At 66.4% G+C, this 14,239-nt stretch carries 13 protein-coding genes and 1 tRNA gene; 9 read left to right on the forward strand and 5 right to left on the reverse strand.

The genetic code is table 11. The features are described from left to right. Positions 1-68: 68 nt before the first annotated feature. The 5 genes from P0R32_RS08215 to P0R32_RS08235 are packed head-to-tail and all read left to right on the forward strand — an operon-like array spanning position 69 to position 5,595. Positions 69-2,906, forward strand: coding sequence for an RHS repeat domain-containing protein (locus tag P0R32_RS08215; protein WP_276236469.1), 2,838 nt, complete (start codon positions 69-71; stop codon positions 2,904-2,906). After that, positions 2,899-3,210 (forward strand): hypothetical protein, encoded by a 312-nt coding sequence (locus P0R32_RS08220; RefSeq protein ID WP_276236470.1) that lies wholly within the window; start codon positions 2,899-2,901, stop codon positions 3,208-3,210. Before P0R32_RS08215 ends, P0R32_RS08220 begins: the two co-directional genes overlap by 8 nt. Then, positions 3,207-3,533, forward strand: coding sequence for a hypothetical protein (locus P0R32_RS08225; RefSeq protein WP_276236471.1), 327 nt, complete (start codon positions 3,207-3,209; stop codon positions 3,531-3,533). Before P0R32_RS08220 ends, P0R32_RS08225 begins: the two co-directional genes overlap by 4 nt. Further along, the gene (locus P0R32_RS08230) at positions 3,533-3,685 is read left to right on the forward strand and encodes a hypothetical protein (RefSeq protein WP_276236472.1); all 153 of its coding nucleotides are present in this window, start codon (positions 3,533-3,535) and stop codon (positions 3,683-3,685) included. The genes P0R32_RS08225 and P0R32_RS08230 overlap by 1 nt, the downstream gene beginning before the upstream one ends. Next, positions 3,682-5,595, forward strand: coding sequence for a minichromosome maintenance protein MCM (locus tag P0R32_RS08235; protein ID WP_276236473.1), 1,914 nt, complete (start codon positions 3,682-3,684; stop codon positions 5,593-5,595). Before P0R32_RS08230 ends, P0R32_RS08235 begins: the two co-directional genes overlap by 4 nt. Before the next feature lie 287 nt (positions 5,596-5,882). Here P0R32_RS08235 and P0R32_RS08240 read toward each other — a convergent pair whose 3' ends face one another. The 5 genes from P0R32_RS08240 to P0R32_RS08255 form a co-directional block, all read right to left on the reverse strand. Beyond that, positions 5,883-8,060: a DUF7845 domain-containing protein gene (locus P0R32_RS08240; RefSeq protein WP_276236474.1), complete on the reverse strand. Its 2,178-nt coding sequence runs from the start codon at positions 8,058-8,060 to the stop codon at positions 5,883-5,885. Then, positions 8,057-8,644 (reverse strand): hypothetical protein, encoded by a 588-nt coding sequence (locus tag P0R32_RS08245; RefSeq protein WP_276236475.1) that lies wholly within the window; start codon positions 8,642-8,644, stop codon positions 8,057-8,059. The genes P0R32_RS08240 and P0R32_RS08245 overlap by 4 nt, the downstream gene beginning before the upstream one ends. Beyond that, on the reverse strand, positions 8,641-8,907 hold the full coding sequence (locus tag P0R32_RS17950; RefSeq protein WP_432765124.1) for a DUF7563 family protein: 267 nt from the start codon (positions 8,905-8,907) through the stop codon (positions 8,641-8,643). The genes P0R32_RS08245 and P0R32_RS17950 overlap by 4 nt, the downstream gene beginning before the upstream one ends. 63 nt (positions 8,908-8,970) lie before the next feature. Next, a tRNA-Thr gene (locus tag P0R32_RS08250) sits at positions 8,971-9,044 on the reverse strand. A gap of 29 nt (positions 9,045-9,073) precedes the next feature. Beyond that, on the reverse strand, positions 9,074-9,592 hold the full coding sequence (locus tag P0R32_RS08255) for a GNAT family N-acetyltransferase (RefSeq protein WP_276236476.1): 519 nt from the start codon (positions 9,590-9,592) through the stop codon (positions 9,074-9,076). A gap of 150 nt (positions 9,593-9,742) precedes the next feature. On the opposite strand from P0R32_RS08255, the gene P0R32_RS08260 reads away from it, so the two are divergent. From P0R32_RS08260 to P0R32_RS08275, 4 genes are read left to right on the forward strand one after another with little or no spacing between them, the layout of a single operon-like run. Further along, positions 9,743-10,852 (forward strand): branched-chain amino acid ABC transporter permease, encoded by a 1,110-nt coding sequence (locus P0R32_RS08260; RefSeq protein WP_276236477.1) that lies wholly within the window; start codon positions 9,743-9,745, stop codon positions 10,850-10,852. Next, positions 10,849-12,528 carry a branched-chain amino acid ABC transporter permease gene (locus tag P0R32_RS08265; protein WP_276236478.1) on the forward strand — a complete coding sequence of 560 codons (1,680 nt, stop codon included), beginning with the start codon at positions 10,849-10,851 and terminating at the stop codon, positions 12,526-12,528. The genes P0R32_RS08260 and P0R32_RS08265 overlap by 4 nt, the downstream gene beginning before the upstream one ends. Further along, a complete protein-coding gene (locus P0R32_RS08270) occupies positions 12,525-13,385 on the forward strand; it encodes an ABC transporter ATP-binding protein (protein WP_276236479.1) in 861 nt (286 codons plus the stop codon). The genes P0R32_RS08265 and P0R32_RS08270 overlap by 4 nt, the downstream gene beginning before the upstream one ends. Further along, positions 13,382-14,173, forward strand: coding sequence for an ABC transporter ATP-binding protein (locus P0R32_RS08275; protein ID WP_276236480.1), 792 nt, complete (start codon positions 13,382-13,384; stop codon positions 14,171-14,173). The genes P0R32_RS08270 and P0R32_RS08275 overlap by 4 nt, the downstream gene beginning before the upstream one ends. The last annotated feature ends 66 nt before the right edge of the window (positions 14,174-14,239 follow it).

Below are 14,239 nucleotides of genomic sequence, written 5' to 3' on the forward strand. Positions count from 1 at the left end.
GAAATCGGACACACCCCCCGCTGTGGGTGGGGGGGCCCCCTCCCCATCTCGGGGTCGGAGGTAGGCCGATGAGCGCCAGAACCGGAGTTCGGATCGCGGCAGGAGTCGCCGCGTTCCTGCTCGTGTTCCAGGCGGCTCTTGCGGGCGCGCTCGTCGGAAGCGCGACGGCCGCCCCCGCGGGTATGCTCGGCGTTCCGGACTCGAACGTCGACGTCGATCTCGCGAGCGACTCGCCGCTGGGCGTGACTCAGTCCGACCTCGAGGGCGCGGTCTCGACGAGCGCGCACGCGTCGACCACGCACGTGACGCTCACGTCTGGCGACCGCGTGAACGACTCGGCAGGCGTGACGTTCGGCGGGTCGGGCGACGCGGTGCTGCTGATCAGCGACGACGTGAACCACCAGGGCCGCGAGGTCGCCGTCGACGCCGATCTCGTCCGTGCGGTCGTCGGGCACATCCCGGAGACGGTGACGGGCGTCCACTCGTCGGGCGAGACGTGGGTCCGGCAGGTCGACGCTGGCGACGGTGTCGTCCGGTTCGAGGTGCCGAAGTTCTCGACGAATCAGGTGACCTTCGAGGGCGAGTTCCATGCGAGCGGGACGTTCTCGAACGGCTCCTCGCTGTCGTGGGACCTGGCGGACCTCGACGCGGCGTCGAACGTGACGGTAAATGCGACGGGCCTCAATAGCACCGAGACGGATAGCGTGAGCGGGCAGGTGTTCGGCTCCGGATCGGTGGGGATCTCTATCGCGTCCGATGGGTCGAGCGTCCCAGCGAATATCACGCTTTCCGGCCAGTCCGGCGAGTACGTTCTCGACGGATACCGACCCGCTCCGAACGCGGGTGCGGACTTCGGTATCTTCCAACCGGGTATGACGCACTCAGAGGTTCGGATTGATAGCGTCACGTCCGGGGAAGAAGTCTCAAAAGTGACCTTCAAATTCCGTTCCACGCCGGGGAGTTCGTTCCCGGTCGATGTGTATCTGGCAGATGGTGCGGTCGACGGGTCACAGTCCGGGACATTGGTTGCGTCCGATGTTGACTTACGGACAGGAGCAGGCTATCAGACGATAACGTTTGACAATCCGCAAACGGCACCGAGCGGGGCGGTTCATCTAGAGTTCGTCGCCAAGCAGGATCCTCCGGGCACTTGGCAGGTTCCGTACAATAGCTCAGAGAGTCCGCCGTTCGACACGATGTACTTCACCTTCGATGGCGGAGACGCATACAACGGCAGACCGCTTGCGGTGTGGCTCGGGAACGGCCCGCCAGCAGAGAGTGCAACCGTTAATATCGGGAGTGAAACCGTGGATTTCCCGGATATTGCTGGAAAGACAGTCACAAAAAGCACGACCGTTCCCACATCCGCGGAGAATGTGAGCATAACCGTGAACGAGGGCGGGGAAGCGGACTATCAGGTGAACTACACAGAGACGACTGCCGGATCGACAGACCCCGGCGTGGAACTTAACAACTGCACGACGGCGTACGACGGGACGATCCCCGAGGGCCAGACGGAAACGCTGACGCTGAACGCCAGCTGTCTCGTCGAGGGGACGAACCGCCTGAACGTCACGACCGGCGACGGGACGCTGTCGGCGGACGCGCCGGACTCGCAGGTCGACCTGGACATCACGCACGACGCAGTGTCGATCCACGAGGTTGCCGTCGACGACACGCGCTGGCGGTACTCGTACAACGACTCGAAGACGTGGGCGAGCGACCGCCGGGACGCGATCCACACGGCGACGCTGCCGTCTCGGGTCGTCGCGATCGACTCGGTCGAGATCTCGACCAACGACGGCATTTGGCAGGAGACAACCGACTACACGCTCGAGGGACAGGACCTCGAGGTGAACGTCGGCGACGTCTCCGCCGGCACGAAGACGGAGGTGCGGGTGACCGCCTCGAAGGTAACCGTCTACAACGGGTCGATCACGGTGACCGACCCGTCGACGCCGGACGAGTCGCTCGATACGAGGTTCCAGATCGACTCGTGGAACTCGGACTCGTACATCGGCGTGGGCGGGACCGCGGACGGTGCGCGGATCCACTACACGTACAACGAGTCGTGGGACGTCCGCGAGGTGAGCGAGATCACGGCGTCGGGCGACCAACGGCTGTACCTTCCGGGGGCATCGAGCCCGGAGACGGCCCGTGTGGCGTCGCTCCCGATCGAGGCGGTTCTCGACTCGGGGGAGGCGCGCTTCCACGTGGCAGACTCGTCGACGCGACCGACAGTCGAGGTCGCACCCGGCGACGCTCAGGGAGACACCGTGACGTATCGGTGGCTGACGCCGCCGACGTCGGGCGCGGTGCTCGAGTCCTCTCGCGGCACGACGCTCGACGACTCGGGGGCGAACCCGGCGATCCTCGTGGACGACGACTCCGAGGAGACCGTCGTGTTCGAGGCAGAGTCCGACGGGTCGGTGTCCTCCGACAGTACCGGCGGCTTCTGGGAACAGGGCGGACAGCGGGTCGTGCGCGAAGCGAAAGAGGGCGGGCCGCTGACGGCAATCCTCGTGTTCGGACTGCTCGGCGCCGTGGTCGTCGGGTACATCCTGATCCGGGAGCGCGCGCCGGACGTCCTCGACCGGCCGCCGCAGGAACAGCCGTACCTGCTCGGCGGCGTGGCGATCGTCCTCGTGATCGGGCTCGAACTGCTCCGACCGGGGACGATCTCGGTGCCGATCCGGAACGCGGTGGACTCGGCGGCGCCGTTGCTGGCGGTGATGGGGTCGATCATCATCGCCGTCGGCGCCGCGCTGGCGCTGAACCGCTGGCGCCAGGGCGACGGCGGCATCCCGTTCGTCGGCGACTCGGGGTCGTCGAGTCCCTCGAGCACGGCGTCGACGGGCGACGGAGCCGACGACGACGGCGGCACGGTGGTGAACATCTATGACTGACGTGAACGCGCTGCTGGCCGAAGCGCTCGCACAGTACGGCGTCGAGATCTCGGTGAGCGTGCTGGCGATGCTGCTGGGGCTCGCGTTGTGGGCTCGGCGGCTGTCGAAAGTCGGCTCGAAGACCGCGGGCGTCGCCTCGCAGGGCGTGCGCGACGTTCAACTGGCCGCCGGCCTCCTGCTCGTGCTGGTGCTGCTCGGTTGGGTCAGCATCCAGCCGTCGCAGATCCAGGCGTCGCTGACGCTGGCGTGGGAGCAGGGTGGTCGCCTCGCTGGCGAGCTGATGCAACGAGGTGTACTGCCGTGAAGTTCGCCGACCTCGAGGAGCGGAAACAGCGCTCGCGGCGCCAGGACTCGCTACAGGATCTCCCCGAGTGGTTCTACCCGGAACTCGTGGAGTACCTCGACGGCGACCTCGACGAGCGCGAGCGGCGGACGGCAGAAGACGTCGCGGACGGACTCGTCGACCGGCGACTCGGGAAGATCATCAAGTTGGCGTCGTGGGAAGCGGCTGACGCCCCGACAGACACGTCGACGCTGACCGACGCCGAGCGCGAACTGTACGAGGATCTCGTCGCCCGGATGGAACGGTTCCGGCTCGAAGTGCTCGCACCGACGGAGGGCGAGTGATGCGGTCGATCAGGTGCGTGCTCGGGATTCACGACTGGACGTTCGTCGGATCGCTCGACAGGGTCGAGTTCGAGATGGGCTACGGCATCCACGAGTGCGAGCGCTGCGGCGCCGCCGAACAGAACTACGGAACCAACCTGCTACGGATATGAACGGGAAGAACGACGGCATCGAACGCCTCGGGCGGTGGCTACGGAACGAGCACATGGACGCGCTGGCGGAGTTGGCCCAGCAGTACCCGAACGAGTCGCGGACGTTCGCGCTCGACTGGCACGACCTCGCTCGCTGGGACGAGTCGCTGGCCGACCGGCTGCTGGGCGCTCCCGACGACACGCTCGAGGAGATCGAGGAGGCGATCCGGGTCGTGGACCTCCCGGTCGACCTGTCGATGTCGCGAGTGAACGTCCGAGTCCACAACCTGCCGGAGTCGTCGACGTTCGTCGTGGGGGAACTCGACCCGACGGAGCACGTGGGCGAACTGGTGGCGCTCGAGGGCCAGGTGACCCAGCGGACGGGTGTGAGCCCGAAGGTGACCGAAGGCGCGTTCGAGTGTCTTCGGTGCGGGACCATGACGTACGTCCCGCAACCGCCGTACGGGAACATCCGCCAGCCGAACAACTGCCAGGGATGCGAAGAAGGGGGCTTCTTCCGGCTGAACGAGGGCCAGTCGTCGTTCGAGGACTACCAGAAGATACGGCTACAACAGCCGCCAGAGACGGCGATGGGCGACACCGAGCACATCGACGTGCACTGGACCGACGACATCACCGGCGAGGGCGACCTCGAGTCGGGCGGGCGGCTCACCGTCGTCGGGAAGTTCTCGAGTGTGTGGACGGGGAAGGTCGTGTTCGACACGACGATCCACGGGAACCAGTACATCCCGGAGGAGGAGGCGGGAGCCGACTACTCCGACGAGCGGTTCGACGCGGTCGTCGAGGACGTCGTCGACTCGCCGGACCCACTCGAACGACTCTGCCAGTCGTTCGCGCCGAACTTCGAGGCGGCGGGCCCCCGCGACAAACAGGTCGTGCGGGCGCTCGTCCTCCAACTGATCGGCGGGTGGGCGAAGACCGGCCCCGACGGTCGCCGGCACCGCGGCGACTCACACATCTACCTGCTGGGCGACCCTGGCGTCGGGAAGACCGTGCTGCTACAGGCGGCGTTCGGCGTCGTGCCTCGAGGAGCCATGACCGACGGGACGGGTGCGAGCGAGGCAGGGCTGACCGCGGCGATCGTGAAGAACGACTTCTCGGACGAGCAGTGGTCGATCGCGGCCGGCACGCTGGTTCGAGCGAACGGCGGGCTCGCGGTTGTCGACGAGTTGGACAAGGGCGACACGTCGGACCTCGACGCGCTCCACACGGCGCTCGAGTCCCAGACGGTGCACGTCGACAAGGCGGGAAAGAACGCCTCCCTGCCGGCGGAGACGGCGCTGCTGGCGGCGGGGAACCCGACGGGCGGGCACTTCGACCCGACGAAGGACTTCGCCGAGCAGGTCGACTTTCAGTCGCCGCTGCTGTCGCGGTTCGACCTGATCCTGCGGATGCAAGCACGGGAGGACTACGACCTGATCCTACAGGTCGCCGAGAAGATGACGCGCGCCCGGACGGCGGCGGCGAAGTACGAGCTGGGCGAGGAACTCACGCCGGAGGAACGCGGCGCGATCGAGGGCGACCTCTCGGCGGAGGAGCTGTCGGCGTACATCGCGCGAGCGAAAGAGGTGAAGCCGCGCATCCGCTCGGAGGAGGTCGAACGCGAGGTTTCCGCGTGGTTCGCCGAGACGAAGACCTCGCTCCCGGAGCGCTACACGGACGCGATGGGCGACGGTGACTACGACGGGCCGCCGCTACCGATTACGGCACGGAAACAAGTCGCGTTGATGCGGCTGGCGGAGGCGTCAGCTCGAGCACGGCTCGACGACACCGTGCGGATGCACGACATCGACCGCGTGAAGCCGCTGATCGAGCGGTCGCTGGCGGACATCGGGATCGCTCCAAAGAACGCGAGCGCCTTTGGCGGGGGCGACGCGGAGGGCGTGGACGCGGGAAGTGTGGGCCTGTGAGCGACGACCGGCTGGGGTCTCTTTCTGCGGTGGTGCGGGGGCGGAGTATTGCGTTGCTGTAGGGCGGGGGGTCCCCGGCCTGCGAAGCAGGTCGGGGGTATTCCGGGCTTGTGCCCTTAGGCACACTCCCTAAGGGGTGCTGTGCCAGATCGCGGGACGGCGCTGAACAGACCCCAGGTGGTCGACAGGCAAGAACACATTACAAGGACAACAGAAATGCGGTAGTTCTGTCGCGTGAAGGCGAAAAGAAGGGGTGATCGTGAGAGATGCCTCTCACCAGGACCGCCTCAGCGGGGCGCGCTGCCCCGCGAGACGCCGAAGGACGCCCGCTTGTTCCCGCAGATCTTCACACGCCCAGCCTCCTCCAGGACGATGTTCTTCGACTCGCGGACGCGCTCCTGCTCCTTCGAGTACCACCTGAACACGGTATCCTCGACGAACGTGCGAGCGGCGTGGGAGCCGTCATCGTACGCAGCGTTGAACCCAGAGCGAAGGATCTCCTCTAACTCACGCTCGAGGAGCGGGGTACCGGTGAGATCAACGAGGAGACCGTCGTGAGTCTCCTCGATGTGGGCCAGGTGGCGACGCGCCCAGCGACCGAGCGCAGACGTTGCTTGGGCGAATCGAGCAGCCTTGTCGGCGAGATGTCCGGCCTCGCCTCGGACCCAGTCCATCGCATCGTTGAACGAACCGAGGAGCTGGTCGACGCGGTCGCGGATGATCCCGTCCTCGAAGCCGATCGAGCCGTTCTGGATCTTCAGGATGTCGTCGAACTGCTTCACCGCCCGATAGATCGTCGACTTGGACTGTCCCGCGGCCTCGCGGACGTCAGTCCAGTGCATCGCTGAACCACCATCAGCAACCGCCTGGAGAACGTGGCGCTCGCCGAGCGAGGAGGCCCCGTCCGCGAACTGCTTCAGGGCGGCGGCGTTCTCGATCTTCTCGATGCGGGGCATCGGATCCCGCACCAACTCGACGTAGTCGGTGACGGACTCAGTCGGCGTCCAATACTCGTCCTCGGTGAACGTTCGCTCGTCGGCACGAGTTGTGACGTTTGCCCAGTTGAGGACATTCATCAGCGCGTTCTCGGCCTCTTCGATGAGATCCCGAAAGTCGTAGACAGCGTCGGATTGCCACGGGACCGAGTCCTCTTCGTTGTAGGTGGGTGAGAACTGGATCTCGAACTTTGGATCGCGTAGAGGGTCCTCATCGGCAGTGGTCGACTCCGAGCGCGGGTTCTTCGGGTGGTAGTACTTCAGGAGCTTTGCGAACTGGTCTTGTGGGATGAGCTTCGACCAGGCGTGAGAGTCGAGGAGCAGGGCGTTTCGGTGGCCCATGACCTCCTCGTTGTCCCACTCGTACTCACCTGAAGAGCCTTCCATCGTCGAGGCAAAGCGAGCGAGACGGTCCAAGGCCGAACCGCGCCCGACGAGTTTCTTCTGAGCCTCCTCACGATCGAGGCGGACGTACTGACCGAGTCCAAAGGCACGAGACCACTGATGGATACGGTCCTCGCCGAAGTAGTCGGAGTTCACGCCGATCACGTCGGCGACCGAACGGAGCAACTCAGTCGTCTCGTCGGGAGTAAGATTCGAGGAACCGATCTGAACCCGAACGCCGTACGGCATATCGCGAGGCATCCCGCCGATCAATTCGCCGCTGTCGCAGTGGGTCGCGGCAGGGAGCGCCGGCCGGAACTGGAAGCTTGCACTGCGGGCACCGATCTCGTCAGTGGTGCGAACGCCGATCTGGTATTCGTTGAACGCGTCGAATGACTGGCCTCTGGCAGCGATCTTGCCCTGCCAGTACGTGACTCCCGCCTTCTCTGCATCCCTCGGGACGAACTCCCACTCGTAGCCGAGTGCCTCGAAGGTGCCATACCGGTCACGCATCACGTCATCGGGTTCCCACTGGGATACGATCGCCCAGTAGGGGGCGAGGGCAGATTCGTTGTGCCGTTTGATCACAGCATCGTCGTCCAGATCGCTGATGTCTTCATCGCCGAAGGCGCCGTAGTTCTCCGACGTGAACAGGAGCTTCGCGTTCAGTTCGTGGATGTGCGGGTCAACCGTCGGGACGGGCTCTCCCTCTGGGATCGGCTGCGGGACGTCGGCGACCGAGATCCCTGGGTCGGCGTTGATCTCGCCGAAGCTATTGTCGACTCCCCGGTCTGCTCCGACGTCTGCCGAATGCTGTCGGTGAGAGGGCGTACGTTCGCCGCTGCTGGCTTTGCTAAGTGACGCCGGGTGAGGGTCGGGACCTCTCGCTGCCGCATGCTCGTTAGCCGAGAGGCGGGTGTCTGCGTCGACAACGTTCGGTGCATTGCTCGCTCCCTCCGTGCCGAGTAGGGTGTTCGACTCATCGGAGTCGACCGAGGACTCGATCGAGTCTTCTCCGTGTTCAACTATCTCAGCACCTTCGAGCTTCCGCAACTCCTTGAGGCGTTCGTCGACACCCTCGGTCACGGCGAGTCCCCCTGACTGGGTTCCGTGTAGGCCGGGGTGAGGGCCCGTGCGACGTCGTCTTCGACGTCCAACCAGCGGAACTTCTGGAAATTCGCACGAAGCCACTCCCCAGCCTTCCGAACGGCCACACTGGTGGCCGCATCAACGTCCAAGGAAGCAGAGATCGCGACGTATTCGACGACTCCGTCCTCGGGTTCGGCGGACTCGTAGAGGACACGACCGTCGTTGAGAAGTGCGACGCGAACGAGATCGCCGTCGGCGAGGTGCTGAGGAGCGTCGGCGAGAGAGACAAAGCGATTCCCGGCGGCTGCGTAGTCGTTCGGGTTCGCCGAACAAACTCGATCCGGAGCGACTTCTAATCGTTCCCAGGTCTCGCTATTCTCGCGACGGTACCACTCGAGATGGAACGAACAGTACCGAGCTTCACCGCCCTCCGTTGCGGGGACAGCGAACACAGCCGACTCGTCGCAAGGGCCGGCTTCACAGTCGTGCTCGTCGTCCGGAAGCGGGCCGACGTCGGGCTCCAGGTCGCGGCGGATTTGAGCGTCGCGGGCACCGGCAGAACGATCACTATGTGAGCTCACCGTCCGTCACCTCCCTCGGTCTCGACGGCCCCGACCCGCGCACCACTGTTCCGAGTTGGCTGGTCCAGCGGATCGACGTGCGTGTCGACAGACTTCCCTGCGGCGGATCCTCGGCTGAGTCGAGGAGAGGAGTCGCAGGCCTGACAGCGATGGACGTTACCGTTTTCGTCCCCGAAGACGCGAGCGAAGCGCTGGGTGACGTGAGTTCCGCAGTGCAGGCAGTCGGTCGAACCGCCGGTACCGAGACGGTTCACGCGGACCACCCCTCGACAGCCGCCACTGAATCAGGTGATCCAGCCGCTACCGGCTCCGAACCTTTACAAGAGAGCCGGGGGCGGGATTCGAACCCGCGAAGTCTCGATTACAAGTCGAGTGCATGCACCGCCCATGCTCCCCCGGCGCCCGTTGCGAACGTACTGTATCCTCCGTTTAATCGCTATCGCTTTCTGCCCCGTCGAGTGGTTTCTCCAACTCGACGCGGTGTTCGGTGTAGCCGTGCCGCTCGTAGAACCGTCGTGCGTCGTCGTTGGCGGCCATCGCCTCCAGCGACACGATGTCCGCCCCCTCGTTCGCCAGCGCCGCCTCCGCGGCAGTCAACAGTCGTGCCCCGACGCCGGCGTCGCGGTACGGGTCACGAACGTAGAGGTTGTAGATGGTGCCGCGTTCGACGTCCTGTCGGTACCGGCCCGACTCGCGGCCGAAGGTGACGAACCCGATCACCTGCCCGTCTGCCACCTCGTCGCGCGCGACGAGCAGGCCGCCGGAGACGACGGCGTGTGCGACCGCGTCGGCGGCGGAGTCGCGGTTGGGGGCGGCAAGGAGGTGCGTCCCGTGCGCGCGCTGGCCGCGAGCGAGTTCTACCCACAGGTCGGCGGTCGCGTCGACGTCATCGACGGTGCCGCGGTCGACGACGACGGACTCCCCCCCGTCGTCGGTCCCTGTGGTCATCACGCTGTCTAGTCGTTCCGACAGTGCTTGTCGCTTGTGTCTGTTCGATCTGTGCGTTCGGTTGTCGTGTCGGCGGACTAACCGTCCACGGGCGCTGAAAGAACGGTTAAGTGTATCGCGCTACCTCTCGAATCGTGAGAAGGAACACCAATGGGCATTAGCGAAACGTACACACGCGGCAGGGAACTCGCCGTCGAGAGACCGTTCGTCCTCGTCGTCGCGGCCGTCGTCGCGCTGTTGGCGCTGGACATCGTCCGCCAGCTCGCGGCACCTGGTGGGCTGACGAACGCCCAACTGGCCACGTACCTCTGGGACGGCCTCGTCGTCGGCCTCTCCATCGGCCTGGCCGGCGTCGGGCTCTCGATGACGTACAGTATTCTGAACTTCGCGAACTTCGGCCACGGAGACTACGTCACCACCGGGGCGTTCACCGGCTGGGCCGTGACGTGGCTGATCGCGGGCGCGGGCCAGTTCGACTTCGCCACGCTCCTGTTCATCGGCTCGGTGTCGACGACGGAGTTGGGCGTGTCGATGCTGTCGACGCCGCTCGCGATCATCGTGGGACTCGTCGTCGCCGCGGGCGCGGCTATCGTGCTGTCGCTCGCGATCGACCGAGTCGTCTACAAACCGATGCGCGACCAGGAGGGGATCGCCCTCCTCATCGCGTCTATCGGCGTCGCGCTGGCGCTGCGCTACACCATCTACATCGTCTTCGGACAGCGCACCCGCGGGCTCACCGACGCCCAGTCGGTGCCCGAGGTCGCGTTCCCGGTCGGCGGCGGCGAGACGCTCGCCCTCGGCGGCCACGAGATCACGCTCGTCGTGATCGCCGCGGCGCTCATGTTGGGCGTCCACCTCCTGCTCCAGACGACGAAACTGGGCAAGGCGATGCGCGCGATGGCCGACAACGAGGACCTCGCACGCGTCACCGGGATCCCGACCGAGCGGGTCGTCCGCTTCACGTGGATCATCGGCGGCGGCCTCGCGGGCGCGGGCGGCTTCCTCATCGCGCTCGAACGCGGCGCGATGAACTTCCAGTTCGGCTGGATCCTCCTGCTCCTCATCTTCGCGGCCGTCATCCTCGGCGGCATCGGCTCCATCTACGGCGCCATGTTCGGCGGCATCACGATGGGACTCGCACAGAACCTCTCGCTGGTGTGGATCCCCAGCGAGTTCTCCACGGTCGCCGCCTTCGGCGTCATGATCCTCGTGCTGCTGTTCAAGCCGGAGGGACTGTTCTCCGGGGTGACCACCGCATGAGTTCACCCACGGAGACTGCGGACGCGAGCACCTCGGGCGCCGGTGACGGCTCCCGAGAGATCCCCGGGTGGACGCCGTACCGCGAGTGGTTCCGCGACCAGTGGGCGCAGGGCGGCGCCGTCGCGTGGGGCACCGCGCTTGGCCACCTGCTCGTCGGCCTGCTCGTGTTCTCGCTGGTCGTCGGCTTCGACATGTCGTCGCTGCCGATCGGCGGCAGTCTCGTCTGGCTCGTCTACCTGACCGTCACCGTCGCCGTGCTGTACGCCGCGACGGCGCCGCCGGCCGAGCCGTACGTCGCGTGGCTCGACGAGCGGTGGATGGAGTCAGACGCGGACAAACTGCTGATCATCCTCGGCCACGTCGTCGTCGTCTTCTTCGTGTTTGCGGTCGCGCTCGGTCTCCCGTTCAACGGGCTGGCGGGCGCGCTCGGCTCGGTGTTCTTCTTCACCGCCGTGTACGCGATGATGGTGCTGGCCTTGAACCTCCACTGGGGATACGCCGGCATCTTCAACATCGGCATCGCGGGCTTCATGGCCGTCGGTGTGTACGTGATGGCCATCCTCTCGACGCCCGTCGACGCCGGGGCGACCGGCGTCCCGGGGTTGGGGCTACCGCTCCCGATCGGCATCCTCGGCGGGATGATCGCGGCGGCGGTCGTCGGCCTCGTCGCGGCGCTGCCGGCGCTGCGCCTGCGCGCCGACTACTTCGCCATCGTCACCGTCGCGCTGTCTGAGATCATCCGGCTGACGCTCAACTCACGGGCGCTCCAGGAGTTCACCGTCGCGGGGGTCACCACCGGCACCGGCGGGGCGACCGGCAAGACGATGCCGGGCAACCCGCTGCGGCTGCTGTTCTACGAGAGCTTCGACCCCGGCGCGGGGCCGGCGTTGCTCGGATCGGTGCTGTTCCCGCTGTTCGAGGGGCTGCGGATCGAGTTGATCCCGCCGAACTCGGCCCTCGTCGGCGTCGTCCCGCTGCCGGCGTTCACGCTCGACCTCGCGGTCGAGCCGCCCGTGATCGTCAACTGGGCGTACGTCGTCGTGCTCACCGGCTTCGTGGCGCTGTTCTACGTCCTGCTGGTGCGCACGGGCAATTCGCCGTTCGGCCGCGTCCTCAAGGCGATCCGCGAGGACGAGGTCGTCGCGAAGTCGCTCGGGAAGGACACGAACCGCTTCAAGATCGTCGCGTTCATGTTCGGCTGTGGGCTGATGGGGCTGGGCGGCATCCTCTGGCAGGGGAGTCAGGGGTTCACCAACCCGAACGCCTTCCGGCCGATCATCACGTTCTACATCTGGGTCGCGCTCATCATCGGGGGCGCCGGCTCGAACACCGGCAGCGTGCTCGGCGGCGCGCTGTTCGCCGGCCTCATCTGGGAGGGTCCGGTGTACGTGCGCCGTGTCGTCACCAACTTCGTCGACTTCGGCGACACGCCGTCGACGTTCCCGGCGGCCATCGGGCCGTTCGTCGAGGGCGAAGTGTTGCCGTTCCTCGCGTACATGCTCGGCAACGTCTCTGCGCTGCGGTTCGTCCTCGTCGGCGTGATCCTCGTGGTGCTGATGCAGACCCGGCCGGAGGGGCTGCTCGGCCACCGCAAGGAAGAGGCGGCGGCAATCCCCCTCGGCCGGCCGACGCGCCGCGCCGAGGGCGGCACCGACACGGACGGAGGTGACCAATGAGCACCGACACCGAACCCACGACAGACGAGACGAGCGCCGCCGGCGGCGACGAGGTCGCGGCGGCCGCACAGGGCACCCGCGACGCGGAGAACCACCCGCTGGTCGTCGAAGACCTGCGCAAGACGTTCGGCGGCATCACCGCCGTCGACGGGGCGAGCTTCTCCGTCGCGGAGGGGTCACTCACGGGCCTGATCGGTCCCAACGGCGCCGGGAAGTCGACGACGTTCAACTGCATCACGGGCGTCCACACCCCCACGTCGGGGTCGGTGACGTTCCGCGGCAACGACATCACCGGGATGGCGCCCCACGAAATCGCCCAACAGGGCCTCGTGCGGACGTTCCAGATCGCTCGCGAACTCCCCGACATGACCGTGTTGGAGAACATGATGCTCGCACCGAAGGGGCAGTCGGGCGAGCGCCTCAGCTACTCGCTGTTGCCCGGCCTCCGCGACCAGGTGGTCGCACAGGAGGAGGAACTGCTTGACCGCGCCTGGCAGCAGTTGGAGTTCTTCGAGATCGACCACCTCGCAGAGGAGTACGCGGGGACGCTATCGGGCGGCCAGCGGAAACTGCTGGAGATGGCACGCGCGCTGATGACCGACCCCGACATGGTGCTGCTCGACGAACCGCTCGCCGGGGTGAACCCGACGCTGGAAGAGAAACTGCTGGACCGCATCCACGAACTCCGCGAGATGGGGAACACGTTCCTGTTCGTGGAGCACGACATGGACGTCATCATGGACAACTGCGAACACGTCATCGTCATGCACCAAGGGAAGGTGCTCGCGGAGGGCACCCCCGAACAGGTGACCAGCGACGACCGCGTCGTCGAGGCGTACCTCGGAGGTGACGTATGAGCGCAGAGGGCGAGGCGACGGAGACGGTGGAGGCCGAGCAGACGGCGGGCGCGACGCGCGCCGCCGACGCCGCGCTCCCGGAGGAGAGCCTCCTCCGCGTGCGTGACCTGGACGCCGGCTACGGCGACCTCCAGATCCTCACCGACGTCGACATGGACGTCGGCGACGGCGAGTACGTCACCATCGTCGGCCCGAACGGCGCCGGCAAGTCGACCGTGATGAAGTCCGTCTTCGGGCTGACGACGTACATGGGCGGCGTCGTCGAGTTCGACGGCGAGCAGATCCACGGCCGCTCGCCCGACGAGATCATCCACGAGGGCATCGGCTACGTCCCGCAGAACGAGAACGTGTTCGAGAGTCTCACCGTGCGCGAGAACCTCGAGATGGGTGCGTACATCCTCGACGAGGTGCCCGAAGACCAGATCGAGTGGGTGTACGAGCGGTTCCCGATTCTCCGGGAGCGCTCGGACCAGCGCGCCGGCACGATGTCCGGCGGCCAACGCCAGATGCTCGCGATGGGACGGGCACTGATGCTCGACCCCGACCTCCTCTTACTCGACGAGCCGTCGGCGGGCCTCGCGCCCGACCTCGTCCAGGAGATGTTCGACCGCATCGACCGCATCAACGACGACGGCACGGCCATCCTCATGGTCGAGCAGAACGCCAAGGAGGCGCTGCGCCGCTGTGACCGCGGCTACGTGCTCGTGAACGGCGAGAACGCTTACGTCGACACCGGGGACGCGCTCCTGCACGACGAGCAGGTCCGCAAGGACTTCCTCGGCGGGTAGTCGCCTCGCATCGGCCGACACGCTCGGGGGTTCGTTCTCCCCCCGCGACAGCTTCACGACGCCCGG

This window comes from Halobaculum marinum (assembly GCF_029338555.1).
GTDB classification, from domain to species: domain Archaea; phylum Halobacteriota; class Halobacteria; order Halobacteriales; family Haloferacaceae; genus Halobaculum; species Halobaculum marinum.

Bases quoted from the DNA above. Each gene is read 5' to 3' on its own strand.
- P0R32_RS08215 (WP_276236469.1), top strand. From the start codon at position 69: ATGAGCGCCAGAACCGGAGTTCGGATCGCGGCAGGAGTCGCCGCGTTC.
- P0R32_RS08220 (WP_276236470.1), top strand. From the start codon at position 2,899: ATGACTGACGTGAACGCGCTGCTGGCCGAAGCGCTCGCACAGTACGGC.
- P0R32_RS08230 (WP_276236472.1), top strand. From the start codon at position 3,533: ATGCGGTCGATCAGGTGCGTGCTCGGGATTCACGACTGGACGTTCGTC.
- P0R32_RS08235 (WP_276236473.1), top strand. From the start codon at position 3,682: ATGAACGGGAAGAACGACGGCATCGAACGCCTCGGGCGGTGGCTACGG.
- P0R32_RS08255 (WP_276236476.1), bottom strand. From the start codon at position 9,592: ATGACCACAGGGACCGACGACGGGGGGGAGTCCGTCGTCGTCGACCGC.
- P0R32_RS08260 (WP_276236477.1), top strand. From the start codon at position 9,743: ATGGGCATTAGCGAAACGTACACACGCGGCAGGGAACTCGCCGTCGAG.
- P0R32_RS08265 (WP_276236478.1), top strand. From the start codon at position 10,849: ATGAGTTCACCCACGGAGACTGCGGACGCGAGCACCTCGGGCGCCGGT.
- P0R32_RS08270 (WP_276236479.1), top strand. From the start codon at position 12,525: ATGAGCACCGACACCGAACCCACGACAGACGAGACGAGCGCCGCCGGC.
- P0R32_RS08275 (WP_276236480.1), top strand. From the start codon at position 13,382: ATGAGCGCAGAGGGCGAGGCGACGGAGACGGTGGAGGCCGAGCAGACG.